We start from the raw sequence: 23,750 nt of genomic DNA on the forward strand, positions 1-23,750 counted from the left end.
ACCACGGACTGCCACTGCCCATGAGCCACATCCCCAAGTCGGAATACGCCCGTCGACGCAAGGCGCTGATGGCGCAGATGGAACCCAACAGCATCGCCATCCTGCCCGCCGCCGCGGTTGCCATCCGCAACCGCGACGTCGAGCACGTGTACCGCCAGGACAGCGACTTCCAGTACCTCAGCGGCTTCCCCGAGCCCGAGGCGGTGATCGCCCTGATCCCCGGCCGCGAGCACGGCGAGTACGTATTGTTCTGCCGCGAGCGCAATCCCGAGCGCGAGCTCTGGGACGGCCTGCGCGCTGGCCAGGAAGGGGCGATCCGCGATTTTGGCGCCGATGATGCTTTCCCCATCACCGATATCGACGACATCCTCCCCGGCCTGATCGAAGGTCGCGACCGGGTGTATTCGGCCATGGGCAGCAACGCCGAGTTCGACCGCCACTTGATGGAGTGGATCAACGTCATCCGCTCCAAAGCGCGGCTGGGTGCGCAGCCGCCGAACGAATTCGTTGCCCTGGATCATCTGCTGCACGACATGCGCCTGTATAAATCGGCGGCGGAAGTGAAAGTGATGCGCGAGGCCGCGGCGATTTCCGCCCGTGCCCACGTGCGGGCCATGCAGGCCTGCCGCGCCGGTCTGCGCGAATACAGCCTGGAAGCCGAGCTCGACTACGAGTTCCGCAAGGGCGGGGCGAAGATGCCGGCCTACGGCTCGATCGTCGCCGCCGGGCGCAACAGCTGCATCCTGCATTACCAGGAGAACGACGCGCTGCTCAAGGACGGCGACTTGGTGCTGATCGACGCCGGTTGCGAGATTGACTGCTACGCCAGCGACATCACCCGCACTTTCCCGGTCAGCGGGCGTTTTTCGCCGGAGCAGAAGGCCATCTACGAGCTGGTGCTCAAGGCCCAGGAAGCGGCCTTTGCGGTCATCGCCCCGGGCAAGCACTGGAATCACGCCCATGAGGCCACGGTGCAAGTGATTACCGAAGGCCTGGTGGAACTGGGCCTGCTCAAGGGCCAGGTGCACGAACTGATTGAAAGCGAAGCCTATCGGGCTTTCTACATGCACCGCGCCGGGCACTGGCTGGGCATGGATGTGCATGATGTCGGCGAGTACAAGGTCGGCGGCCAGTGGCGAGTGCTCGAGCCGGGCATGTCCCTGACTGTTGAACCTGGCATTTACATTGGTGCCGATAACCAGAGTGTCGCGAAAAAATGGCGTGGCATCGGTGTGCGAATCGAGGATGACGTAGTGGTAACCAAGCAGGGCTGTGAAATCCTGACCTCCGGCGTACCCAAGACGGTTGCCGAAATCGAAGCCTTGATGGCTGCTGCGCGCAGTGCCGCAGCATGAGCCGGGTCAACCTTGCGATCATTGGCGGCGGCCTGGTCGGCGCCAGCCTGGCCCTGGCCCTGCAAGCCGGCGCCAAGGCGCGTGGCTGGAAGATCCTGCTGATCGAACCGTTCGCCCCGGGTGACAGTTTCCAGCCGAGCTATGACGCCCGCTCTTCGGCGTTGTCTTTCGGTACCCGGCAAATCTACGAGCGTCTTGGCCTGTGGCAACAGATCAGCCGCCGCGCCGAGCCGATCCGTCAGATCCAGGTCTCCGACCGTGGCCGTTTTGGCGCCACCCGCCTGGACGCCCTGGAAGAAGGGGTACCGGCGCTCGGCTACGTGGTCGAGAACGCCTGGCTTGGCCAGTGCCTGTGGCAGGGCCTGGACGCTGAGGTGGTGAGCTGGCGCTGCCCGGCGGAGGTCACCGCCCTGCAGCCGCTGGAAGACGGTTACCGGCTGTCGCTCAACGACGACACCACGCTTGAATGCGACCTGGCGGTACTGGCCGATGGCGGCCGCTCCGGCCTGCGCGAGCAACTGGGTATTCATGTCAGCCAGCGGCCGTACAACCAGAGCGCCCTGATCGCCAATATCACCCCGAGCGAAGCCCACTGCGGCCAGGCTTTCGAGCGCTTTACCGACGAAGGGCCGATGGCCTTGCTGCCATTGCCGGAGAACCGCTGCGCGCTGGTCTGGACCCGCGCCGGTATGGACGCCAAGCGCCTGGCCGAGCTGGACGAACGCAGCTTCCTCAGCGAGCTGCAGGACGTGTTTGGCTACCGCCTCGGTGCGCTGCGCCAGGTCGGCGCCCGGCACTTGTATCCGTTGTCGCTGGTCGAGGCCCAGGAGCAGGTGCGCCCGCATCTGGTAGTCCTTGGCAACGCTGCGCACAGCCTGCACCCGATTGCCGGGCAGGGCTTCAACCTGTCACTGCGCGATGTGCAGTCGCTGGCCGACGGCTTGCTGGCCAGCCCTGGAGTGCCGGGTGATTTCGCCACCCTGCAGGCCTACCGTGAGCGTCAGCGCCTGGACCAGGACCTGACCGTGGGCTTCTCCGACCGCGTCACCCGATTGTTCGGCAGCGCCCAACCCTTGGTCGCTACCGGCCGCAACCTGGGCCTGCTCGGCCTCGACCTGTTGCCTCCGGCCAAGCGCTGGTTCGCCCGCCAGGCCATGGGCCTGGGAACTCGCCCGGATCCACGGAGCTGAGCATGAGCGACCCGCGCAAACTGGCCCGGCGCGCGCGCAGGCTGCGCTGGCTGCTGAATATCTACCCGCCGTACCTGGGCGCGGGCATTCGCGTGCTCAGCGTCAGCCCCGACCTGCGCCACATCCGCGTGCGCATGGGCCTGCGCTGGTTCAACCGCAACTATGTCGGCACCCAGTTCGGCGGCAGCCTGTACTCGATGGTCGACCCGTTCTACATGCTGATGCTGATGGAGCTGCTCGGGCGTGAGTACATCGTCTGGGACAAGGCCGCCAGCATCGATTTCGTGTCGCCGGGCAAGGGCCCGGTGTTCGCCGACCTGCGCATCGACGATGCCCTGCTCGACGACATCCGCCAGCACACCGCCGGCGGCAAAAAGTACCTGCCACGACTTCAGGTCGATATCCGCGACGCCGCCGGTGAACTGGTGGCGCGGGTCGACAAAACCCTTTACGTGCGGCTCAAGCCGCAAGCGAGACAGGCTTAAGGCATGGAAATGCGCGCAGATCTGTTGATTGTCGGTGCCGGTATGGTCGGCAGCGCCCTGGCCCTGGCGTTGCAGCACAGCGGCCTGGAAATTCTCTTGCTCGACGGCAGCCCCTTGTCGATCAAACCCTTCGACCAGCAGTCGGCGTTCGAGCCGCGGGTCAGCGCCTTGTCGGCGGCCAGCCAGCGCATTCTCGAACGCCTGGGCGCCTGGCAGGGAGTCAGCGAGCGACGTCTGAGCCCCTACTCGGACATGCACGTGTGGGATGGCAGCGGCACCGGTCAGATCCACTTCTCGGCGGCCAGCGTGCACGCCGAAGTGCTTGGCCATATCGTCGAGAATCGGGTAGTGCAGGATGGCCTGCTGGAGCGTCTGCACGACAGCGAAATCGGCCTGCTGGCCAATGCCCGTCTGGAGCAGATGCGTCGCTCCGGCGACGACTGGCTGCTGACCCTGGCCGACGGCCGTACCCTGCGTGCGCCGCTGGTGATTGCTGCCGACGGCGCCAACTCGGCGGTGCGCCGCCTGACTGGCTGCGAGACCCGCGAGTGGGATTATCTGCACCACGCCATCGTCACCAGCGTGCGTTGTGCCCGGCCGCATCAGGCGACCGCCTGGCAGCGCTTTACCGACGAGGGGCCGCTGGCGTTCCTGCCGCTGTTGCGTGATGGCCAGCAGGACTGGTGCTCGATCGTCTGGTCGACCACCCCCGAGCAGGCTGAACACTTGATGGCCTTGAGCGACGAGGCGTTCTGCGCCGAGCTTGAGCGCGCCTTCGAAGGGCGCCTGGGCGGCGTCCTGCAGGCCGACCCACGGGTTTGCGTGCCGCTGCGCCAGCGTCACGCCAAGCGTTACGTGGCCGAAGGCCTGGCGCTGATCGGCGATGCCGCGCACACCATCCACCCGCTGGCCGGGCAGGGCGTCAACCTCGGTTTCCTCGATGCCGCGGTACTGGCCGAAGAGCTGCTGCATGCCTACGAGCGTGGCGAGCGCCTGGCTGATATTCGCGTGCTGAGCCGTTTCGAGCGCCGACGCATGCCGCACAACCTGGCCTTGATGGCGGCGATGGAAGGCTTCGAGCGCTTGTTCCAGGCCGATCCACTGCCGTTGCGCTGGTTGCGCAACAGCGGCCTGAAATGGATCGAGCAATTGCCGGAAGCCAAGGCCCTGTTCGTGCGCCAGGCCTTGGGCTTGAGCGGTGACCTGCCGGAACTGGCGCGGGCCTGAGGGCCCCGCAACATCTGGTAACTCCTCCCTTGTGAGTTCGGTTGAGAAGGCAAATGGGATTAACTACCATTTGCGCCTCTCATGAATTCCGAGGACTGCACCATGTTGCCACGCAAGCACGTAATGGCCGCCCTGGCTCTGACCCTGTTCGGCACGGCCGCCCAGGCGGCGGACGAAGTGGTGGTGTATTCCTCGCGCATCGACGAGCTGATCAAACCGGTATTCGATGCCTACACCAAAGAAACCGGGGTGAAGATCAAGTTCATCACCGACAAGGAAGCGCCGCTGATGCAGCGGATCAAGGCCGAGGGCGAGAACGCCACCGCCGACCTGCTGCTCACCGTCGACGCCGGCAACCTCTGGCAGGCCGAGCAGATGGGCATCCTGCAGCCGATCAAGTCGGACGTCATCGACAAGAACATCCCCGCCCAGTACCGCGCCTCGTCCCACGACTGGACCGGCCTGAGCCTGCGCGCACGGACCATCGCCTACTCCACCGAGCGGGTCAAACCCGAAGAGCTGAGCACCTACGAGGCCCTGGCCGACAAAAACTGGGAAGGTCGCCTGTGCCTGCGTACGGCGAAGAAGGTCTACAACCAGTCGCTGACCGCTACCCTGATCGAAACCCATGGCGAGCAAAAAACCGAAGAGATCATCAAGGGCTGGGTCAACAACCTGTCCACCGATGTGTTCTCCGACGACACCGCCTTGCTCCAGGCGATCAACGCCGGCCAGTGCGACGTCGGCATCGTCAACACCTACTACTACGGCCGCCTGCACAAGGAAAACCCCAAGCTGGCAGTCAAGCTGTTCTGGCCCAACCAGGCTGACCGTGGCGTGCACGTCAACCTCTCGGGTATCGGCCTGACCAAATATGCGCCGCACCCTGAGGCGGCGAAGAAGCTGGTCGAATGGATGACCGGTGCCGAGGCGCAGAAAATCTTCGCCGGCGTGAACCAGGAGTTCCCGGCCAACCCGGCCGTGGCGCCATCTGAAGAAGTGGCTGCCTGGGGCACCTTCAAGGCCGACAGCATTGCTGTGGAAGTGGCCGGCAAACGCCAGGCCGAAGCCATCCGCCTGATGGATCGGGCTGGCTGGAACTAAGCGCCAGGCTTTATCCTTCCGGGGCCCTTATCGGCCCCCTGTGGGAGCGGGCTTGCCCCGCGATTGCAATGTGACTGACACAATGCAATCGCGGGGCAAGGCCGCTCCCACAGAGCCTGTGCTTCTACATAGAGATTTTTCCTTTTGGCCCACCCCGCCCAACGCCGCTGGTACCCCCTGGTCTTCATCATCGCCGCCCTGGTGCTGCTGCCGCTGAGCGTGCTGTTGTTGTCCTGGCAGTCGGTCGACCTGCAGATCTGGTCGCACCTGCTCGATACCCAGATGAGCCGCCTGCTGGGCAACACCCTGACGCTGATCCTCGGTGTCGGCATTGGTGTGACGGTGCTGGGCGTGAGCCTGGCCTGGCTCACCAGCCTGTGCGAGTTCCCCGGGCGGCGCTGGCTCGACTGGGCCTTGATGCTACCGTTCGCGATTCCGGCCTATGTGCTGGCGTTCGTGTTTGTCGGCCTGCTGGATTTCGCCGGGCCGGTGCAAAGCTTGTTGCGCGAATGGTTCGGACCCTTGCGCCTGCCGCGGGTGCGTTCTACCGGCGGGGTCATCACCGTGCTGGTGTTGGTGTTCTACCCCTACGTCTACCTGCTGGCCCGTAACGCCTTCCTGGCCCAGGGCAAGGGCCTGATGGAAGCGGCGCGGGTTCTGGGTCTGTCGCCGCTGCAGGCATTCTGGCGGGTTGCCATGCCCATGGCGCGGCCGGCCATCGGTGCCGGGGTGGCCCTGGCATTGATGGAAACCCTGGCGGATTTTGGCGCGGTGTCAGTGTTCAACTTCGACACCTTCACTACCGCCATCTACAAGACCTGGTATGGCTTCTTCAGCCTCTCAAGCGCCGCGCAACTGGCCAGCCTGCTGTTGCTGGCGGTGATGCTGGTGCTGTACGGCGAGCGCCGGGCCCGTGGCGCCGTGCGCAGCAGCAACGAACGCCCGCGCGGCAAGGCCTTGTATCACTTGCGGGGCATCAAGGCCCTGGCCGCCAGCAGCTGGTGCCTGCTGGTCTTCGCCTGTGCCTTCGTGGTGCCGATGCTGCAGTTGCTGGTGTGGTTCTGGCAGCGGGGGCGTTTCGACCTTGACGAGCGCTATGCCGGGCTGATCCTGCATACCCTGTACCTGGGCGCCATGGCGGCACTGATTACTGTGTGTGTTGCCCTGATGCTGGCGTTTGCCCGGCGCCAGGCGCCGACCTCGACCATCCGCGCCGGCGTCGGCCTGGCCAACCTGGGCTATGCCTTGCCCGGCTCGGTGCTGGCAGTGTCGATCATGCTGGCCTTCAGTTACCTCGATAACCACTTGGTGGTGCCGCTGTCCGGCTGGCTCGGTGGTGCCGGCAAGCCGTTGCTGCTCGGCAGCCTGTCGGCCTTGTTGCTGGCGTATCTGGTGCGCTTTATCGCCGTGGCCTACGGCCCGCTGGAAAACAGCCTGGGACGGATTCGCCCGTCCTTGCCGGAAGCTTCGCGCAGCCTGGGGGTCAGTGGCCCGAGATTGTTTTTCAAGGTGTATCTACCCTTGCTGGTGCCCGGTGCCATGAGCGCGGCGCTGCTGGTATTCGTCGACGTGCTCAAGGAAATGCCGGCGACCTTGCTGATGCGCCCCTTTGGCTGGGATACCCTGGCGGTTCGGGTATTCGAGATGACCAGCGAAGGCGAATGGTCGCGGGCTTCGCTACCGGCGCTGACCCTGGTGCTGGTCGGCTTGCTGCCGGTCATCGGCCTGATTCGACGTTCGGCCCGCCACCCCGGTCAAACGCGCTGAGGGTGTAAGCCTGCTTGCTTGCAGCTACAATGCGCGGCATTCGCTGCGGCCGGTCCTACAGACCGGGTAGCTGCAACGCTGCCAGCCGCCGTAGCCTCGCCACGCCCGGAAGGAGAAACCCATGGGACAGCGTACGCCTCTTTATGACCTGCACTTGGCCCTCGGCGCCAAGATGGTCGATTTTGGCGGTTGGGATATGCCCCTGCATTACGGCTCGCAAGTCGAGGAACACCATCAGGTGCGCCAGGCCTGCGGGGTCTTCGATGTATCCCATATGACCGTGATCGATATCCGTGGCGCCCAGGCCGGTGCCTGGCTGCAACAGGTGCTGGCCAATGATGTCGCGCGCCTGAACGCCACCGGCAAGGCCCTGTACAGCACCATGCTCAACGAGCAGGGCGGGGTGATCGACGACATGATCGTCTACCGCTGTGAAGACGGTTACCGCCTGGTGGTCAACGCCTCGACCCGCGACAAGGACCTGGCCTGGCTGCAGGCGCGGATGATCGGCTTCGAGGTCGAGCTGAGCGAGCGCCCGGAACTGGCCATCCTTGCCATCCAGGGCCCGCAGGCGCGAGAAAAGGTCGCGGAGCTGGTAACCGCTGCCCGCGCCGCTTTGATCCGTGAACTCAAGCCCTTCGAAGGCCTGGCCGATGGTGACTGGTTCATCGCCCGCACCGGTTATACCGGTGAGGATGGCCTGGAAATCATTTTCCCGGCGGTACAGGCCCCGGCGTTTTTCAACGACCTGGTCGGCGCCGGCATCGCCCCCAGCGGCCTTGGCGCCCGCGATACCCTGCGCCTGGAAGCGGGCATGAACCTGTATGGCCAGGACATCGACGAAGCCCACACGCCGCTGACCTCGAACCTGGGCTGGAGCATCGCCTGGGAGCCGGCAGCGCGTGACTTCATCGGTCGCAAGGGCCTGCTGGAAGAAATCGAGCATGGCGTCGAGCAGAAACTGGTCGGCCTGGTGCTCGAAGAGCGCGGGGTTTTACGCGCCCATCAGGTGGTCCGTGTCGCCGGGATTGGCGAAGGGGAGATCACCAGTGGTAGTTTCTCTCCTACGCTGAGCAAATCCATTGCCCTGGCGCGGGTGCCGATGGCCACCGCCGATCGTGCCGAGGTGGAGATTCGCGGCAAGTGGTACCCGGTGCGGGTGGTCAAGCCGACCTTCGTGCGCCATGGCAAGATCCTGATCTGAACCCAATTCTGGCGGGCCAACCGCTGACCCAATCGAGGACAACAATTATGAGCAATATCCCCGCCGACCTGCGTTTTGCCGAAAGCCACGAATGGGCCCGGCTGGAAGCCGATGGCTCTGTGACTGTCGGGATCAGCGACCATGCCCAGGAAGCCCTGGGTGACGTGGTGTTCGTCGAGCTGGCGGAAGTGGGCAAGGTCTTTGCCGCCGGCGATGCGGCGGGCGTGGTCGAGTCGGTCAAGGCCGCTTCCGATATCTACGCACCGGTCAGCGGTGAAGTGATCGCGGTAAACGAAGAGCTGGCCGATAGCCCCGAGTCGCTGAACAGCGACCCATATGCCAGCTGGATCTTCAAACTCAAGCCAAGCGACAAGGCCGAGCTGGACAAACTGCTCGACGCCGCTGGTTACAAAGCCGCCATCGGCGAGTAGTTTCACGCAGGCGGCAATCTCTTCCTAGACTCAATATGCCTCGAGTGCTCGAGGCTTGGTCGAGGAAGAGAGAGCCGCTATGTCCCAGTCGCCGTCCCTGAGCCAACTGCAAGACCGCAATCCTTTTCTGCGTCGCCACCTGGGCCCCGATGCCTCAGAGCAGCAGGCCATGCTCGCCACCCTCGGGGTTGGCAGCCGCCGCGAGCTGATCGAACAGACCGTGCCGCCGGGCATCCGTTTGAACCGGCCACTGGAGCTGCCTGAGGCCCTCGATGAACAGGCTGCCCTGGCCAAGCTCAAGGGCTATGCCGAGCAGAACCAGGTGTGGACCAGCCTGATCGGCATGGGTTATCACGGCACCATCACGCCAACCGTCATTTTGCGTAACGTCCTCGAAAACCCGGGCTGGTACACCGCCTATACCCCGTATCAACCGGAAATCGCCCAGGGCCGCCTGGAAGCCTTGCTCAATTTCCAGCAAATGATCATCGACCTCACCGGCCTGGACCTCGCCAACGCCTCGTTGCTCGACGAAGCCACTGCCGCGGCAGAAGCCATGGCTCTGGCCAAGCGCGTGGCCAAGTCGAAAAGCAATGCCTTCTTCGCCGATGAACACTGCCACCCGCAAACCCTCTCGGTGCTGCAGACCCGCGCCGAGGGCTTTGGTTTCGAACTGATCGTCGACGCTGTGGATAACCTCGCGAACTACCAGGTGTTCGGGGCCTTGCTGCAATACCCCGATACCCACGGCGAAGTGCGTGACTTGCGGCCGCTGATCACTCAGCTGCATGCCCAGCAGGCGCTGGCCTGCGTCGCTGCCGATCTGCTCAGCCTGGTGATGCTGATGCCGCCGGGTGAGCAGGGCGCCGACGTGGTACTGGGCTCCTCCCAGCGCTTCGGCGTGCCCATGGGCTTTGGTGGCCCGCATGCGGCGTACTTTGCCTGCCGGGACGAATTCAAGCGGGCCATGCCTGGGCGCATCATCGGCGTGTCCAAGGATGCCCGCGGCAACACCGCGTTGCGCATGGCCCTGCAAACCCGCGAACAGCATATCCGCCGCGAGAAGGCTAACTCCAACATCTGCACCGCCCAGGTGCTGCTGGCCAACATCGCCGCCTTCTATGCGGTGTACCACGGCCCGGAAGGCCTGCAGCGCATCGCCCAGCGCGTGCATGCGTTGACCTTCGTGCTGGCTGCAGGTCTGGAGAGCAAGGGCATCAAGCGCCTCAACGAGCACTTCTTCGACACCCTGACCCTGGAAGTCGGCGGCAGCCAGACGGCCATTATCGAAAGCGCCGAGGCGGCGCAGATCAACCTGCGGATTCTGGGTCGCGGGCAACTGGGCGTGAGCCTCGACGAGACCTGTGACGAAACCACGGTGATGCGCCTGTTCGATAACTTCCTGGGCGCCGACCACGGCCTGGATATCGCCGCGCTGGATGCTCTGGCGCAGCCCGAGGGCATTCCGTCGGCATTGGTGCGACGCTCGGCTTTTCTCAGCCACCCGGTGTTCAACCTGCACCACAGCGAAACCGAGATGCTGCGCTACCTCAAGCAGCTGGAGAACAAGGACCTGGCGCTGAACCAGTCGATGATCCCGCTGGGCTCGTGCACGATGAAACTCAATGCCAGTAGCGAGATGATCCCGATCACCTGGCCGGGTTTCGCCCTGCTGCACCCCTTTGCCCCGGCCGCGCAGGTGCAGGGCTACAAGGCGATGATCGACGAGCTGGAAAGCTGGCTGTGCGCGATCACCGGCTTCGATGCCATCTGCATGCAACCCAACTCCGGCGCTCAGGGCGAGTATGCCGGGCTGATGGCAATTGCCAAGTACCACCGCAGCCGTCATCAACCGCAACGTGATATCTGCCTGATCCCGGCCTCGGCCCATGGCACCAACCCGGCCTCGGCGCAGATGGCCGGGATGCAGGTGGTGATCGTCGAGTGCGACCAGGCCGGCAACGTCGACCTGGCCGACCTCAAAGCCAAGGCGCAGGCGGCTGGCGACAAGCTGTCGTGCCTGATGGCGACCTACCCATCGACCCATGGTGTGTACGAGGAAGGCATCAGCGAGATCTGCGAGGTTATCCACACGCACGGCGGCCAGGTGTACATGGACGGTGCCAACCTCAATGCCCAGGTCGGCCTGGCGCGGCCAGCGGATATCGGCGCCGACGTCTCGCACATGAACCTGCACAAGACCTTCTGCATCCCCCACGGCGGTGGCGGCCCGGGCATGGGCCCGATCGGTGTGCGCGCACACCTGGCGCCGTTTGTCGCCAGCCACCCGGTCATCCCGCTGCCTGGCCCCGACCCGCAGAACACCGCAGTCAGCGCCGCGCCCTGGGGCAGCGCGAGCATTTTGCCGATCAGCTGGATGTACATCGCCATGATGGGCCCGCAACTGGCCGATGCCAGCGAGGTGGCGATCCTCTCGGCCAACTACCTGGCCGAGCAATTGGGCGGCGCCTTCCCGGTGCTTTATCGCGGGCGCAACGAACGGGTGGCCCATGAATGCATCCTCGATCTGCGCCCGCTCAAGGCCTTGACCGGCATCACCGAGGAGGATGTGGCCAAGCGCTTGATGGATTACGGTTTCCACGCGCCGACCATGTCGTTCCCGGTGCCGGGCACCCTGATGGTCGAGCCGACCGAGAGCGAGTCGAAGGCCGAGCTGGATCGCTTTGTCGAGGCGATGCTGAGCATTCGCGCCGAGATCCGTGAAGTGCAGGAGGGTAACTGGCCGGCCGAAGACAACCCGCTCAAGCATGCGCCGCATACGCTGGAGGATGTGCTAGGGGTGTGGGAGCGGCCCTACAGCATTGCCCAGGGCGTGGCGCCCAGTGCCCATGCGCGGCAGCACAAGTACTGGCCGGCAGTGAATCGCGTCGACAATGTGTATGGCGACAGGAACCTGTTTTGCGCCTGTGTGCCGGTGGATGACTATCGTTGAAGCGCTATTGGTGTGGGAGGGGATTTATCCGCTCCCACAGCGGTCGCGAGCTTACTCGCTGGCTAGCGCATTCTTGGCCAGGATCGCATTGGCCAGTTCCATGTCGCTGACTTGCAGCCCCGGGTTGTCGGCGCGCACTTTGTGCATCGCCGCTTCCAGGTACGGGCCGCGAATCGCGCCTTCGCTGGCGACGTAGCTGCCGGCATCATCCTGGGCCGCCATGACCAGTTTGTGGTCCTTGAAGGTCAGGTAGGTGGAACCGGTGGTGGCGCCGGACGAGATGACGTTGCGCCAGAAGGTATCGGCCATGGCAGAACCAACCGGCAGGGACAGCAGGGCGAGGGTTGCGACTGCGAATTTGAGGCGCATCGGGGGGGACTCCAACGTGAGGTGAACTGGGGCCTTTGATCGGCTTTGCGCAGATCTAGTTCCCTGCCCGGGTAAAAGCTTTGGCGCAGCCTCAGGCCGTGACGCGAAGCACTTCAGCCTGGCTTGTCTGCCCGGCCGCGACTTTGTCCAGGCCACTTTGCCTGAGGCTGTGCATCCCTTCCTTCAACGCCAGTTGGCGCAGGCCAGGCAGGTCGGCTTCACGGTTGATGAGTGACTTGAGCGCATCGCTGATGCCCAGCAACTCGAAGATCGCGCTACGGCCGTGATACCCGGTCTGCCGGCATTCCCGGCACCCCAGCGGCGCTCCCTTGCAGTGCCGGCACAGGGTACGCACCAGGCGCTGGGCCATGACCCCGATCAGGCTGGCCTTGAGCAGGTAGGGCGCAATGCCCAGCTCCAGCAGGCGGGTGATGGCGCTGCAGGCATCGTTTGTATGCAGGGTCGAGAGCACCAGGTGGCCGGTGAGGGCGGCCTTAATCGCCACCTGAGCGGTTTCCAGGTCGCGTATTTCGCCGATCATGATGACATCCGGGTCCTGGCGCAGCAGGGCGCGGGTGCCGGCGGCAAAGTCGAGGTCGATGGCTGGTTGCACCTGCAACTGGTTGAAGGCCGGTTCTACCATCTCGATCGGGTCTTCGACGGTGCACAGGTTGATCTGCGGGGTAGCCAGGTGTTTGAGGCTGGCGTACAGGGTGCTGGTTTTGCCCGAGCCGGTAGGCCCGGTGACCAGGATAATGCCGTGGCGATGGTCGAGCATGGCCAGCCAGCGCTTGAGGTCGGCGCCGCCGAGGCCCAGTTGGGCAAAGTCCTGTTGCAGCAACTGTGGATCGAAAACACGCAGTACGAGCTTTTCACCGAATGTGGTCGGCAGGGTCGACAGCCGCAGCTCGACCTCTGCGCCGCCTGGCAGGCGGGTCTTGATCCGGCCGTCCTGGGGCCGGCGTTTTTCTGCGACATTCATGCGCCCCAGGCTTTTCAGGCGGCTGACCACCGCCAGAGTCACCGGCCCCGGAAACTGGTAGACCGGGTGCAGCACGCCGTCGATGCGAAAGCGCAGCTGGCCCTGGTCGCGCCGGGGCTCGAGGTGGATATCGCTGGCGCGCTGCTCGAAGGCGTACTGCAACAGCCAGTCGACGATGCTGACAATGTGCGCATCGTTGGCTTGTGCTTCAGCCCCGCGCGCGCCCAGCTCAAGCAACTGCTCAAGATTACCCGCAGCGATTGGCGTCGACTGCTGCTGACTGGCGCCGCTAACCGATTGCGCGACCTGGAAAAACGTCTGGCTGAGCTGACGGATCTGCACCGGGCTGGCCAGCACGCGCTTGATTGGCCGTTGCAGCACCTGCGTCAGGTCCGCTTCCCAGGCGCGTACATAAGGTTGTGCGCTGGCCACGGTGACGCCGCTGGCATCGGCGGCCACCGCGAGGATGCCGTGGCGCCGGGCGAAGCCTGCAGACATCAGGCCGGTGAGGCGGGCGGGGTCGATCTCCAGGGGATCGATACGCAGGTACGGCTGCCCGGCCTGCCTGGCCAGCCATTGGCACAGGCTATCGAGGTCCAGGTGCTGGCCGGGATTAAGCAGGTCGGCAAGCTGCTGGCTGGCGATCCACTCCAGCGGGTGCTGGTCGTGCGGCACCGGCGGGCAATTGCCGCGATCAGCCGGGCTGATGCGTTGCTCGGCCAGCAGCTCGTCCAGCAGGGTGTTCAGGTCAAGCCAGCGATCTTCGCTAAGGTTGTGCATGGCTGCGGGCTTCCTTGCCGCGCCACCGACAGTGATGGCTTGAGCAAGGTTAGCGGCTGAGCCGGGGCTTCCCGCTGAACAAGGGTTACCAGGCTTTTCCGGCAGTGCTCAACTGCACTTCGCTTACGCAAATCAGGTTGCGCATTTTTTGCGCAATCAGCTCGGCGCGGTGCCAGCTAAGGCCGCTGATGCCAATCTCGATGTTGAGCAGGTCATCCTGCTGCTCGACATTCAAGCGATGTGGTACCAGAAATTGCAGGGCAAACAGGTTGAGCACCCGGCACAGGCTGTCGGGTTCGGCTTCGACCTGCAGTTGATAGCAGACATCGCTGTGGGCGTTGTTGGCGGCCCAGACATCGTGGCGCAAGGGCGTAAGGGGGCTGTCCAGCCGTTCGAGAGCGCTCATGGGTTTCTCCGCAGAAAGTGGAGAAATTTTTACATGCGGGCTGGGGTATTTCTTCTCTATGATCGTGAGATATTGCGGATTATTGAATAGCTCAATTCGAATCAACCGACTTTGGAGAAAAAATCATGCACAGCGAACTGGACGGCTATGACCGGCGCATTCTGGCTTTGTTGCAGGAAGATGCCTCGCTCTCCAGCGCACAGATCGCTGAGCGTGTAGGCCTGTCGCAGTCACCGTGCTGGCGGCGCATTCAGCGTCTGAAAGAGGAGGGGGTGATTCGCGCCCAGGTGACCCTGCTCGACCGCAAGAAGATCGGCCTGAACACGCAGATCTTCGCCGAGGTCAAACTCAACGCCCACGGGCGCTCCAACTTCACCGAGTTTACCGAGGCGATCCGCGGTTTTCCGGAAGTGTTGGAGTGTTATGTGCTGATGGGCGCAGTGGATTTTCTGCTGCGCATTGTCACCCCGGACATCGAAGCCTACGAACGGTTCTTTTTCGAAAAGCTGTCGATGGTGCCGGGGATCCAGGAGGTCAACTCGACCGTGGCCTTGTCCGAAATCAAGTCCACGACGAGTTTGCCGGTATTGCCTTGAGCCTTACTTGCGCAGCAGGTGTTTCCAGCCGCGGCTCTGGAACACGGCCATGGCCTGGTGGACGCGGGCTTCGAGCACTTCGTCGCTGATCGGCAGGTTGGCCAGTTCCTGGAGCTTGTTCAGCTCGCCGAACAGGCGGTCCAGGTCCGGGCTTTCCAGCACCTGGCGGGCATGATGTAGCCAGGCCAGCAGGCGCTCGATGCGCGGCAGCTGCTCGGCCAGGTCTTCGGGCTGGCGATGATACAGCGGCAGGTTGAGGGCCTTGGCTTCTTCGGCCAGCAGCACGTTCAGCCAGTTGGCCAGTTGTGCGGCGCCCTGGCGGTCGCCGCGCTTGTTGCGCTCGACGGTCCAGGCACGGGCCAGCAGCCAGCGCGAGGTCTCCAGGGAGAACTGGCCCCAGCGGGTTTCCAGCAGCTCCTCGGCGAACTGCTCGGGCGCTGCGCGGCGTACATCTTCGTCGTCGGCACCGGCGAGCACCAGCGGGCGCCAGTCTTCGAGCAGGGCGTCGAGGCTGTTGCGCAACTCGCGGGTGCTGGCGCGTGGGCCGGCCTGGCCGAGGCTGCTGGCCAGGGCACGCAGTTCCCAGAGGTTTTCGACCCAGTCCTGCAGCAGGCGCCAGTGACCGTTGAAACGGTACTGTTCGGCCAGGCGCTGGCTGCTGCCGAGCAACTGCCAGGCCAACGCGGCGAAGGCGTCGTCGAGGGTCATTTCGGCGTTCAGTTCGGCGGCTGGCAGGCTCAGGGCGTAGCTGCCGGCGTCGAGCAGGCGGTAGCCGCGCTCGGCCTTGCTGATGTCGCAGGGCATCAGCGGCAGCTTGGCTGACAGCTCGGCGGCCAGTTCCAGCAGGGCTTCGGGGGCGCCTTCGCGCAGCTCGAGCTCCAGCTCGCAGATCTCTTCTTTTTGCTTGCCGGCGACCACGGTGCCGAGGTCCAGGGCGGCTTCGATTACCACTTTGGCCTTGCCGCGGCCCCAGGCGATTTCGGCGTACTCACGGGTGAAATCGGTGGTGAACAGCGCCTTGATGGTTTTTTTGTCGACATCGGCCAGTTGCTCTGGCCAGCACTCGGCGTCGAGCTTTTTCAGGTCGAGCTTGGCCTTGGGCAACTGCCATTCGAACTCGTTGCGCTGGGACAGGCCGGCGACGCTCTGGCCGCGGGTCTTGAGGGTCTGGATGACCACCTCGCCGTCGCGGCGCAGGCGCAGGGCGACCTTGGCGGCGGCCAGGTCGCGCTCCGGAGTGTCGAAGTACTGGTTGAGCAGTTCGCGGCTTTGCCACCCGGACTTGTTGCGCTTGTTCAGCAATGGGTGTTCACGCAGGGCGGCGAGGGTCTCGCGGCTGACCCGCAGTTTGATTTCGGTTTCTTTATGCATTGCTGGGTAATCCAGGCTCGAATGACAGGGAGCGTCTTGGGGGTGCAGTGTACAGGAGTCGGCTCGCGGCGGTTTATTCCCGGTGCCGGATGGCCCTATGATGAGCTTCGCCCAAGGAGAAAGCGCATGCCGTTGCCATCGCTCAAAGAGCAGTTCGCCGCCCTGATCGCCGCGCCATCGGTCAGCTGTACCCAGCCGTCGCTGGATCAGTCCAACCGTGCGGTGATAGACCTGCTGGCCGGCTGGCTGGGGGACCTGGGTTTTGCCTGTGACATTCAGCAGGTGACCCCGGGCAAGTACAACCTGCTGGCGAGCTACGGCAGCGGCCCGGGCGGCCTGGTGCTGGCCGGGCACAGCGATACCGTGCCGTATGATCCTGAGCTGTGGCAGACCGACCCGCTCAAGCTGACCGAGGTCGACGGCCGCTGGGTGGGCCTGGGCAGTTGCGACATGAAGGGCTTCTTCGCCCTGATCATCGAGGCCGTGCAGCCGCTGCTGACGCATGACTTCAAGCAGCCATTGTTGATTCTCGCCACCTGTGACGAAGAGAGCTCGATGGCCGGCGCCCGCGCCCTGGCCGAGGCCGGCCGGCCGCTGGGCCGTGCGGCGGTGATCGGCGAGCCGACCGGGCTCAAGCCGATCCGCCTGCACAAAGGGGTGATGATGGAGCGCATCGACATTCTTGGGCGCAGTGGCCATTCGTCCGATCCGAGCCTGGGCCACAGCGCGCTGGAGGCCATGCACCAGGTGATGGGCGAGCTGATGAGCCTGCGCCGGCAGTGGCAGCGGGAATACAACAATGCCCAGTTCAGCGTGCCGCAACCGACGATGAACTTCGGCTGCATCCACGGCGGCGACAACCCCAACCGCATCTGCGGGCAGTGCGCCCTGGAGTTCGACCTGCGCCCGCTGCCGGGCATGGACCCTGAAGTACTGCGCAACGCCATCCGGCACAAACTGGCGCCGCTGGCCGAGCAGCATCAGGTGCGCATCGACTACGCGCCGCTGTTCCCCGAGGTACCGCCGTTCGAGCAGGCCGCCGATGCGGAACTGGTACGGGTCGCCGAACGTCTTACCGGCCATCGCGCCGAAGCGGTAGCCTTTGGCACCGAAGCGCCTTATCTTCAGCGCCTGGGTTGCGAGACCCTGGTACTGGGCCCCGGCGACATCGCCTGCGCCCACCAGCCGGGCGAATACCTTGAAATGTCACGCTTGCAGCCTACCGTGCGTCTATTGCGTGAGTTGATCGAACATTATTGCCTCAGCCCGGTAATTGCCCGCTGAGCTGAACCGTTTTGCAGAGGAGATTGCGCGTGACGCCAAGCCTGTTCCGACGATAACCCTTCGAGCGCTGTGTGCTTTCCCGTTCTTGTCCCTATTTTCTACAGGCTCTCCGGTTATGCCCGAATACGTCAATTGGCTGCGTCATGCTTCGCCTTACATCAACGCCCACCGCGACTGCACCTTTGTGGTCATGCTGCCCGGTGACGGCGTCGAGCACCCCAACTTCGGCAATATCGTTCACGACCTGGTGCTGTTGCACAGCCTTGGCGTGCGCCTGGTGCTGGTCCACGGCTCGCGCCCGCAGATCGAAAGCCGCCTGGCGGCCCGCGGCCTGACCCCGCACTACCACCGCGGCATGCGCATCACCGATGCGGCGACGCTTGAATGCGTGATCGATGCCGTAGGCCACTTGCGCATCGCCATCGAGGCGCGCCTGTCGATGGATATGGCCGCCTCGCCGATGCAGGGCTCACGCCTGCGCGTGGCTGCCGGCAACCTGGTTACCGCGCGGCCGATCGGCGTGGTCGAAGGCGTTGATTACCACCACACCGGCGAAGTGCGCCGGGTCGACCGCAAAGGTATCAATCGCCTGCTCGACGAGCGCTCTATCGTCGTGCTTTCGCCTTTGGGCTATTCGCCCACCGGCGAGATCTTCAACCTCGCCTGTGAAGACGTCGCCACTCGCGCCGCGATTGAACTGAATGCTGACAAGCTGCTGCTGTTCGGCGCCGAGCGCGGCCTGCTCGATGAACAGGGCCGGCTGGTACGCGAACTGCGCCCCCAGCAAGTGCCGGCGCACCTGCAGCGTCTGGGCAGCGACTACCAGGGCGAGCTGCTTGATGCCGCCGCCGAAGCCTGCCGGGGCGGTGTGGCGCGCAGTCATATCGTCAGCTATGGCGAAGATGGCGCCTTGCTCACCGAGCTGTTCACCCGCGATGGTGGCGGTACCCTGGTGGCCCAGGAACAGTTCGAGAAGGTGCGTGAAGCCGCGATCGAGGATGTCGGCGGCTTGCTCGACCTGATCAGCCCGCTGGAGGAGCAGGGCATTCTCGTGCGCCGTTCGCGTGAGGTGCTGGAGCGTGAGATCGAGCAGTTCAGTGTGGTCGAGCGCGAGGGCATGATCATCGCCTGTGCGGCGCTGTACCCGATTGCCGATTCCGAAGCGGGCGAGCTGGCGTGCCTGGCGGTCAACCCGGAGTATCGCCACGGCGGTCGCGGTGACGAGCTGCTTGAGCGCATCGAAACGCGGGCGCGCGCGATGGGGCTCAATACCCTGTTTGTGCTGACCACGCGCACGGCGCACTGGTTCAGGGAGCGGGGGTTTGTGCCGAGCGGGGTCGAGCGGCTGCCGGCGGCGCGGGCATCGCTGTACAACTATCAGCGCAATTCGAAGATCTTCGAAAAAGCGCTGTAAAGCATCGCGGGTCAAGCCCGCTCCCACAGAAGATATTTGTGGGAGCGGGCTTGACCCGCGATAAGGCCCTCAAGCATCAAACGGTATGCAGATACCAGTTGTACTCAAGGTCGGAGATGGAGTGTTCGAACTCCTCCAGCTCGCTCTCTTTACAGGCCACGAAGATATCGATGTATTTCGGATCGATGTACCGGGCCAGGATCTCGCTGTCGTCCAGCTCGCGCAGGGCATCACGCAGGTTGTTCGGCAGGCTCTGCTCGTTCTGCTCGTAGGAGTTGCCTTCAACCGGTTCGCCCGGGTCGACCTTGTTGGTCAGGCCATGGTGAACACCGGCCAGTACAGCGGCCATCAGCAGGTACGGGTTGGCATCGGCACCGGCTACGCGGTGTTCGATGCGCACGGCGTCCGGGGTGCCGGTCGGCACGCGCAGGGCCACGGTACGGTTGTCCAGGCCCCAGCTAGGCGAGTTCGGCACGTAGAACTGGGCACCAAAACGGCGGTACGAGTTGACGTTCGGGCACAGGAACGCCATCGACGCCGGTAGGGTCTCGAGCACACCGCCGATCGCGTGACGCAGTGCGGCGTTCTGCTCGGGATCCTCGCTGGTGAAGATGTTCTTGCCATCTTTGTCCAGCACCGAGATATGGACATGCAGACCATTACCCGCCTGGCCCGGGTAGGGCTTGGCCATGAAGGTGGTGTCCATCTCATGGTCGTAGGCAATGTTCTTGATCAGGCGCTTGAGCAGTACCGCGTAGTCGCAGGCCTTCATCGGGTCGGCAACGTGGTGCAGGTTGACTTCGAACTGTGCCGGGGCGCTTTCCTTGACGATGGCGTCAGCCGGAATGCCTTGTTCCTTGGCACCCTCGAGGATGTCCTGGAGGCAGTCGACGTATTCGTCGAGGTCGTCGATCAGGTAGACCTGGGTCGAGATCGGGCGTTTGCCGGAGATCGGCGAGCGCGGCGGTTGCGGGCGGCCGTTCACGTTCTCCTGGTCGATCAGGTAGAACTCAAGCTCGAATGCGGCGCAGATGGTCAGGCCCAGCTCGTCGAACTTGCTCACGACCTGGCGCAGGACTTCCCGCGGGTCAGCGAAGAACGGTTCGCCTTCGAGCTCGTGCATGGTCATCAGCAGTTGCGCGGTCGGGCGCTTTTGCCAGGGCTCGTTGGACAGGGTGTCCGGGATTGGATAGCAGATGCGGTCGGCATCGCCGATGTCCAGGCCAAGGCCGGTGCTTTCGACGGTCGAGCCGTTGATATCCAGGGCGAAGAGGGAGGCCGGCAGGTTGATGCCTTTCTCGTAAACCTTGTGGAGGCTGGTGCGCTCGATGCGCTTGCCGCGCACCACACCATTCATATCTGCAATCAGAAGGTCAACGTAGAGAACCTCAGGATGTTCCTTAAGGAACGCGTTCGCTTCGTTAAGCTGAACGGCACGCGGGGGTACCGACATGATGCAACACCTTTGTTGTTAAAAATATCAATCAATGGGGGCTTGCAGGTTCAGTCAATCGGAAAGCCTTGCTGAAGTCAAGCCAGCCCCATGATGCCCTAAAATGGCCCTCAAGCGGCATTTTTGCTGCAATTGGGGGCGCCGACAAGGGCTGCTTTCGTACGGTAACGGCGATCTTGAGCGGGCCGTGTTCTATTTTTTACGGGGGTGTTGTGTAAAAAAATGAACAAGGCTAAGCTCGGTGGCAACCCATAACACCAATAATACCGGGGGTTACATGTCACGCCTGCCGACAACCGGCATCATCGCCCGCCGTTCACAGAACGGTTTGCACGCATTCCTCGCGGGTGGCTTGCGCCCTGCGCCAGCACCTTGCGCCCCGGCTGAAATAATTGACGGCCCAGGCGTCCTGCCTGCTGTCGACGCTACTTCGAATGACCTCTGCCATCACTATAGCGGGCTCGTCAGCCTTGCGGGAACTGCCCGTTGCGGCCTCCCTGCGCCTGACTTTTGCTTTAGCCCCGTGGGGCATCCAGAATGTCTGGGACGGCCCACTCCGGGTCACGTCCTGACGTCAGTCCAGACATTTACCTCCTGAGGTATTTATGAGTAGCAACCTCGACCAGCTCACCGATTGGTTGAAAGAACACAAGATCACCGAAGTCGAGTGCCTGATCAGCGACCTCACCGGTATCACCCGCGGCAAGATCTCGCCGACCAACAAGTTCATCGCCGAAAAAGGCATGCGCCTGCCCGAGAGCGTGTTGCTGCAGACCGTGACCGGCGACTATGTCGATGACGACATCTATTACGAACTGCTCGACCCGGCCGACATCGACATGATCTGCCGCCCCGACGAGAACGCGGTGTTTCTCGTGCCCTGGGCCATCGAGCCGACCGCCCAGGTGATCCACGACACCTACGACAAGCAGGGCAACCCGGTCGAGCTGTCGCCGCGCAACGTGCTCAAGAAGGTTTTGAAGCTCTACGCCGACAAGGGCTGGCAGCCGATCGTGGCGCCAGAGATGGAGTTCTACCTGACCAAGCGCTGCGAAGACCCGGACTTCCCCCTGCAGCCGCCGATTGGCCGCTCCGGGCGCCCGGAAACCGGTCGCCAGTCCTTCTCTATTGAAGCGGCCAACGAATTCGACCCGCTGTTCGAGGACGTCTACGACTGGTGCGAGCTGCAGAACCTGGACCTCGACACGCTGATCCACGAAGACGGCACGGCGCAGATGGAAATCAACTTCCGTCACGGGAATGCCTTGTCGCTGGCCGACCAGATTCTGGTGTTCAAGCGCACCATGCGCGAGGCTGCGCTCAAGCACAACGTCGCCGCCACCTTCATGGCCAAGCCGATGACCGGCGAGCCGGGCAGCGCCATGCACCTGCACCAGAGCATCATCGACGTGCACACCGGCAAGAACATCTTCTCGGACGAAGACGGGCGCATGAGCGAGCTGTTCCTCAACCACGTCGGCGGCCTGCAGAAGTTCATCCCGGTGGTGCTGCCGCTGTTCGCCCCCAACGTCAACTCGTTCCGCCGCTTCCTGCCCGACACCTCGGCGCCGGTGAACGTCGAGTGGGGCGAAGAGAACCGTACCGTCGGCCTGCGCGTACCGGATGCCGGCCCGCAGAACCGCCGGGTCGAGAACCGCCTGCCAGGCGCCGACGCCAACCCCTACCTGGCGATCGCCGCCAGCCTGCTGTGCGGTTTCATCGGCATGGTCGAAGGCATCAAGCCGAGCGCGCCGGTACAGGGTCGTGGTTACGAGCGGCGTAACCTGCGCCTGCCGCTGACCATCGAGGACGCCCTCGAGCGCATGGAAAACTGCAAGGCCCTGGAACCCTACCTGGGCAAGAAATTCATTACCGGCTACGTCGCCACCAAACGCGCCGAGCATGAAAACTTCAAACGCGTAATCAGCTCCTGGGAACGTGAGTTCCTGCTGTTTGCGGTCTGATCAACCCGGAGCCGCAGGACCGCGGCCGTCAACAAACGGAGAAGCACATGAGCGTCAACAACCCGCAAACCCGTGAGTGGCAAACCCTTAGCAGTGAGCATCACCTGGCACCTTTCAGTGACTACCAACAGCTGAAAGAGAAGGGGCCGCGGATCATCACCAAAGCCGAGGGCGTGCACCTGTGGGACAGCGAGGGCAACAAAATCCTCGATGGCATGGCGGGCCTGTGGTGCGTGGCGGTCGGTTATGGCCGTGAAGAGCTGGTTGAAGTGGCCGCCAAGCAGATGCGCGAGCTGCCGTACTACAACCTGTTCTTCCAGACTGCCCACCCACCGGCACTGGAGCTGGCCAAGGCGGTTACCGCCGTGGCACCCAAGGGCATGACCCATGTGTTCTTCACCGGTTCCGGTTCTGAAGGCAACGACACCAACCTGCGCATGGTCCGCCACTACTGGGCGCTCAAGGGCAAGCCGCAGAAACAGGTGATCATTGGCCGTATCAATGGCTATCACGGCTCCACCGTGGCCGGCGCCGCCCTGGGCGGCATGAGCGGCATGCATGCCCAGGGTGGCACGCTGCCGGGCATCGAGCACATCCCGCAGCCATACTGGTTCGGTGAGGGCGGTGACATGACCCCGGACGAGTTCGGGGTCTGGGCTGCCGAGCAGCTGGAAAAGAAAATCCTCGAAGTCGGCGAAGACAAGGTCGCCGCCTTTATTGCCGAGCCGATCCAGGGCGCCGGCGGGGTGATCATTCCGCCAGAAACCTACTGGCCGAAGATCAAGGAGATCCTCGCCAAGTACGACATCCTGTTCATTGCCGACGAAGTGATCTGTGGCTTCGGTCGCACTGGCGAGTGGTTCGGTTCCGATTACTACGACCTCAAGCCCGACCTGATGACCATCGCCAAGGGCCTGACCTCCGGTTACATCCCCATGGGCGGTGTGATCGTACGTGACGAAGTGGCCAAGGTGCTTAGCCAAGGCGGCGACTTCAACCACGGCTTCACTTACTCCGGCCACCCGGTGGCGGCGGCGGTAGGCCTGGAAAACCTGCGGATCCTGCGCGACGAGAAGATCATCGAGCGGGTTCAGGCCGAAACGGCACCGTATTTGCAGAAACGTCTGCGTGAGCTCAACGATCACCCGCTGGTGGGCGAAGTGCGTGGCCTGGGCATGCTCGGTGCCATCGAGCTGGTCAAGGACAAGGCCACCCGTGCCCGTTACGAAGGCCAGGGTGCCGGCATGATCTGCCGCCAGTTCTGCTTCGACAACGGCCTGATCATGCGCGCCGTGGGCGACACCATGATCATCGCGCCGCCGCTGGTGATCAGCCACGCCGAGATCGACGAGCTGGTGGAAAAGGCGCGCAAATGCCTGGACCTGACGCTCGAAGCGCTGAAATAGCCAGGTGCT

Annotated in this window: 19 protein-coding genes; 14 read left to right on the forward strand and 5 right to left on the reverse strand. The window is 63.7% G+C overall.

Going from position 1 to position 23,750, the window contains the following annotated elements; translation table 11 throughout:
* Positions 1-20 precede the first annotated feature (20 nt).
* The 9 genes from pepP to gcvP all read left to right on the forward strand — a co-directional run bounded on the left by pepP (position 21) and on the right by gcvP (position 11,716).
* The gene (pepP, locus tag BLR26_RS04285) at positions 21-1,355 is read left to right on the forward strand and encodes a Xaa-Pro aminopeptidase (RefSeq protein WP_093378235.1); all 1,335 of its coding nucleotides are present in this window, start codon (positions 21-23) and stop codon (positions 1,353-1,355) included.
* Positions 1,352-2,545: a 2-octaprenyl-6-methoxyphenyl hydroxylase gene (gene ubiH, locus BLR26_RS04290; protein WP_045201074.1), complete on the forward strand. Its 1,194-nt coding sequence runs from the start codon at positions 1,352-1,354 to the stop codon at positions 2,543-2,545. Before pepP ends, ubiH begins: the two co-directional genes overlap by 4 nt.
* 2 nt (positions 2,546-2,547) lie before the next feature.
* Entirely contained in the window at positions 2,548-3,030 is a 483-nt protein-coding gene (locus tag BLR26_RS04295) for a DUF4442 domain-containing protein (protein ID WP_045201076.1), read from the forward strand.
* 9 nt (positions 3,031-3,039) lie between these two features.
* The gene (locus BLR26_RS04300) at positions 3,040-4,257 is read left to right on the forward strand and encodes a 2-octaprenyl-3-methyl-6-methoxy-1,4-benzoquinol hydroxylase (protein ID WP_176794311.1); all 1,218 of its coding nucleotides are present in this window, start codon (positions 3,040-3,042) and stop codon (positions 4,255-4,257) included.
* 102 nt (positions 4,258-4,359) lie between these two features.
* Positions 4,360-5,361 carry an extracellular solute-binding protein gene (locus tag BLR26_RS04305; protein ID WP_045201202.1) on the forward strand — a complete coding sequence of 334 codons (1,002 nt, stop codon included), beginning with the start codon at positions 4,360-4,362 and terminating at the stop codon, positions 5,359-5,361.
* 144 nt (positions 5,362-5,505) lie between these two features.
* Positions 5,506-7,128 (forward strand): ABC transporter permease, encoded by a 1,623-nt coding sequence (locus tag BLR26_RS04310; RefSeq protein ID WP_093378244.1) that lies wholly within the window; start codon positions 5,506-5,508, stop codon positions 7,126-7,128.
* Positions 7,129-7,249: 121 nt separating this feature from the next.
* Positions 7,250-8,332 carry a glycine cleavage system aminomethyltransferase GcvT gene (gcvT, locus tag BLR26_RS04315; RefSeq protein WP_045201083.1) on the forward strand — a complete coding sequence of 361 codons (1,083 nt, stop codon included), beginning with the start codon at positions 7,250-7,252 and terminating at the stop codon, positions 8,330-8,332.
* Between the two features lie 47 nt (positions 8,333-8,379).
* Positions 8,380-8,763 carry a glycine cleavage system protein GcvH gene (gcvH, locus tag BLR26_RS04320; protein WP_093378249.1) on the forward strand — a complete coding sequence of 128 codons (384 nt, stop codon included), beginning with the start codon at positions 8,380-8,382 and terminating at the stop codon, positions 8,761-8,763.
* A 79-nt stretch (positions 8,764-8,842) separates the two neighbouring features.
* Entirely contained in the window at positions 8,843-11,716 is a 2,874-nt protein-coding gene (gene gcvP / locus BLR26_RS04325; protein WP_093378254.1) for an aminomethyl-transferring glycine dehydrogenase, read from the forward strand.
* A 51-nt stretch (positions 11,717-11,767) separates the two neighbouring features.
* Here the strand turns inward: gcvP and BLR26_RS04330 are convergent, their stop codons facing one another.
* The 3 genes from BLR26_RS04330 to BLR26_RS04340 all read right to left on the reverse strand — a co-directional run bounded on the left by BLR26_RS04330 (position 11,768) and on the right by BLR26_RS04340 (position 14,253).
* A complete protein-coding gene (locus BLR26_RS04330) occupies positions 11,768-12,085 on the reverse strand; it encodes a DUF2388 domain-containing protein (protein ID WP_045201089.1) in 318 nt (105 codons plus the stop codon).
* 91 nt (positions 12,086-12,176) lie between these two features.
* Entirely contained in the window at positions 12,177-13,847 is a 1,671-nt protein-coding gene (locus BLR26_RS04335; protein ID WP_093378259.1) for a GspE/PulE family protein, read from the reverse strand.
* 85 nt (positions 13,848-13,932) lie between these two features.
* Positions 13,933-14,253 (reverse strand): hypothetical protein, encoded by a 321-nt coding sequence (locus tag BLR26_RS04340; RefSeq protein WP_093378264.1) that lies wholly within the window; start codon positions 14,251-14,253, stop codon positions 13,933-13,935.
* A 125-nt stretch (positions 14,254-14,378) separates the two neighbouring features.
* Here BLR26_RS04340 and BLR26_RS04345 point away from each other — a divergent pair, with 125 nt between their 5' ends.
* The gene (locus tag BLR26_RS04345) at positions 14,379-14,849 is read left to right on the forward strand and encodes an Lrp/AsnC family transcriptional regulator (protein ID WP_093378268.1); all 471 of its coding nucleotides are present in this window, start codon (positions 14,379-14,381) and stop codon (positions 14,847-14,849) included.
* Between the two features lie 3 nt (positions 14,850-14,852).
* On the opposite strand, the gene BLR26_RS04350 is transcribed toward BLR26_RS04345, so the two are convergent.
* On the reverse strand, positions 14,853-16,220 hold the full coding sequence (locus tag BLR26_RS04350) for a CYTH domain-containing protein (RefSeq protein WP_093378272.1): 1,368 nt from the start codon (positions 16,218-16,220) through the stop codon (positions 14,853-14,855).
* A 126-nt stretch (positions 16,221-16,346) separates the two neighbouring features.
* Here BLR26_RS04350 and argE point away from each other — a divergent pair, with 126 nt between their 5' ends.
* Complete coding sequence (gene argE, locus BLR26_RS04355) at positions 16,347-17,504, forward strand: acetylornithine deacetylase (protein ID WP_093378277.1); 1,158 nt, start codon at positions 16,347-16,349, stop codon at positions 17,502-17,504.
* Between the two features lie 115 nt (positions 17,505-17,619).
* Positions 17,620-18,918: an amino-acid N-acetyltransferase gene (gene argA / locus BLR26_RS04360; protein WP_093378282.1), complete on the forward strand. Its 1,299-nt coding sequence runs from the start codon at positions 17,620-17,622 to the stop codon at positions 18,916-18,918.
* 76 nt (positions 18,919-18,994) lie between these two features.
* Here the strand turns inward: argA and BLR26_RS04365 are convergent, their stop codons facing one another.
* Positions 18,995-20,371, reverse strand: coding sequence for a glutamine synthetase family protein (locus BLR26_RS04365; protein WP_045201104.1), 1,377 nt, complete (start codon positions 20,369-20,371; stop codon positions 18,995-18,997).
* A gap of 605 nt (positions 20,372-20,976) precedes the next feature.
* Between BLR26_RS04365 and BLR26_RS04375 the strand changes: the two genes are divergently transcribed.
* Positions 20,977-22,335, forward strand: a complete 1,359-nt coding sequence (locus tag BLR26_RS04375; RefSeq protein WP_045201108.1) for a glutamine synthetase family protein — start codon at positions 20,977-20,979, stop codon at positions 22,333-22,335.
* Positions 22,336-22,382: 47 nt separating this feature from the next.
* The gene (locus tag BLR26_RS04380) at positions 22,383-23,741 is read left to right on the forward strand and encodes an aspartate aminotransferase family protein (protein ID WP_093378291.1); all 1,359 of its coding nucleotides are present in this window, start codon (positions 22,383-22,385) and stop codon (positions 23,739-23,741) included.
* Positions 23,742-23,750: the final 9 nt, after the last annotated feature.

Source organism: Pseudomonas sp. UC 17F4, from assembly GCF_900101695.1.
Lineage (GTDB): Bacteria > Pseudomonadota > Gammaproteobacteria > Pseudomonadales > Pseudomonadaceae > Aquipseudomonas.

Bases quoted from the DNA above. Each gene is read 5' to 3' on its own strand.
- pepP (WP_093378235.1), top strand. From the start codon at position 21: ATGAGCCACATCCCCAAGTCGGAATACGCCCGTCGACGCAAGGCGCTG.
- ubiH (WP_045201074.1), top strand. From the start codon at position 1,352: ATGAGCCGGGTCAACCTTGCGATCATTGGCGGCGGCCTGGTCGGCGCC.
- BLR26_RS04295 (WP_045201076.1), top strand. From the start codon at position 2,548: ATGAGCGACCCGCGCAAACTGGCCCGGCGCGCGCGCAGGCTGCGCTGG.
- BLR26_RS04300 (WP_176794311.1), top strand. From the start codon at position 3,040: ATGCGCGCAGATCTGTTGATTGTCGGTGCCGGTATGGTCGGCAGCGCC.
- BLR26_RS04305 (WP_045201202.1), top strand. From the start codon at position 4,360: ATGTTGCCACGCAAGCACGTAATGGCCGCCCTGGCTCTGACCCTGTTC.
- gcvT (WP_045201083.1), top strand. From the start codon at position 7,250: ATGGGACAGCGTACGCCTCTTTATGACCTGCACTTGGCCCTCGGCGCC.
- gcvH (WP_093378249.1), top strand. From the start codon at position 8,380: ATGAGCAATATCCCCGCCGACCTGCGTTTTGCCGAAAGCCACGAATGG.
- gcvP (WP_093378254.1), top strand. From the start codon at position 8,843: ATGTCCCAGTCGCCGTCCCTGAGCCAACTGCAAGACCGCAATCCTTTT.
- BLR26_RS04330 (WP_045201089.1), bottom strand. From the start codon at position 12,085: ATGCGCCTCAAATTCGCAGTCGCAACCCTCGCCCTGCTGTCCCTGCCG.
- BLR26_RS04335 (WP_093378259.1), bottom strand. From the start codon at position 13,847: ATGCACAACCTTAGCGAAGATCGCTGGCTTGACCTGAACACCCTGCTG.
- BLR26_RS04340 (WP_093378264.1), bottom strand. From the start codon at position 14,253: ATGAGCGCTCTCGAACGGCTGGACAGCCCCCTTACGCCCTTGCGCCAC.
- BLR26_RS04345 (WP_093378268.1), top strand. From the start codon at position 14,379: ATGCACAGCGAACTGGACGGCTATGACCGGCGCATTCTGGCTTTGTTG.
- BLR26_RS04350 (WP_093378272.1), bottom strand. From the start codon at position 16,220: ATGCATAAAGAAACCGAAATCAAACTGCGGGTCAGCCGCGAGACCCTC.
- argE (WP_093378277.1), top strand. From the start codon at position 16,347: ATGCCGTTGCCATCGCTCAAAGAGCAGTTCGCCGCCCTGATCGCCGCG.
- argA (WP_093378282.1), top strand. From the start codon at position 17,620: ATGCCCGAATACGTCAATTGGCTGCGTCATGCTTCGCCTTACATCAAC.
- BLR26_RS04365 (WP_045201104.1), bottom strand. From the start codon at position 20,371: ATGTCGGTACCCCCGCGTGCCGTTCAGCTTAACGAAGCGAACGCGTTC.
- BLR26_RS04375 (WP_045201108.1), top strand. From the start codon at position 20,977: ATGAGTAGCAACCTCGACCAGCTCACCGATTGGTTGAAAGAACACAAG.
- BLR26_RS04380 (WP_093378291.1), top strand. From the start codon at position 22,383: ATGAGCGTCAACAACCCGCAAACCCGTGAGTGGCAAACCCTTAGCAGT.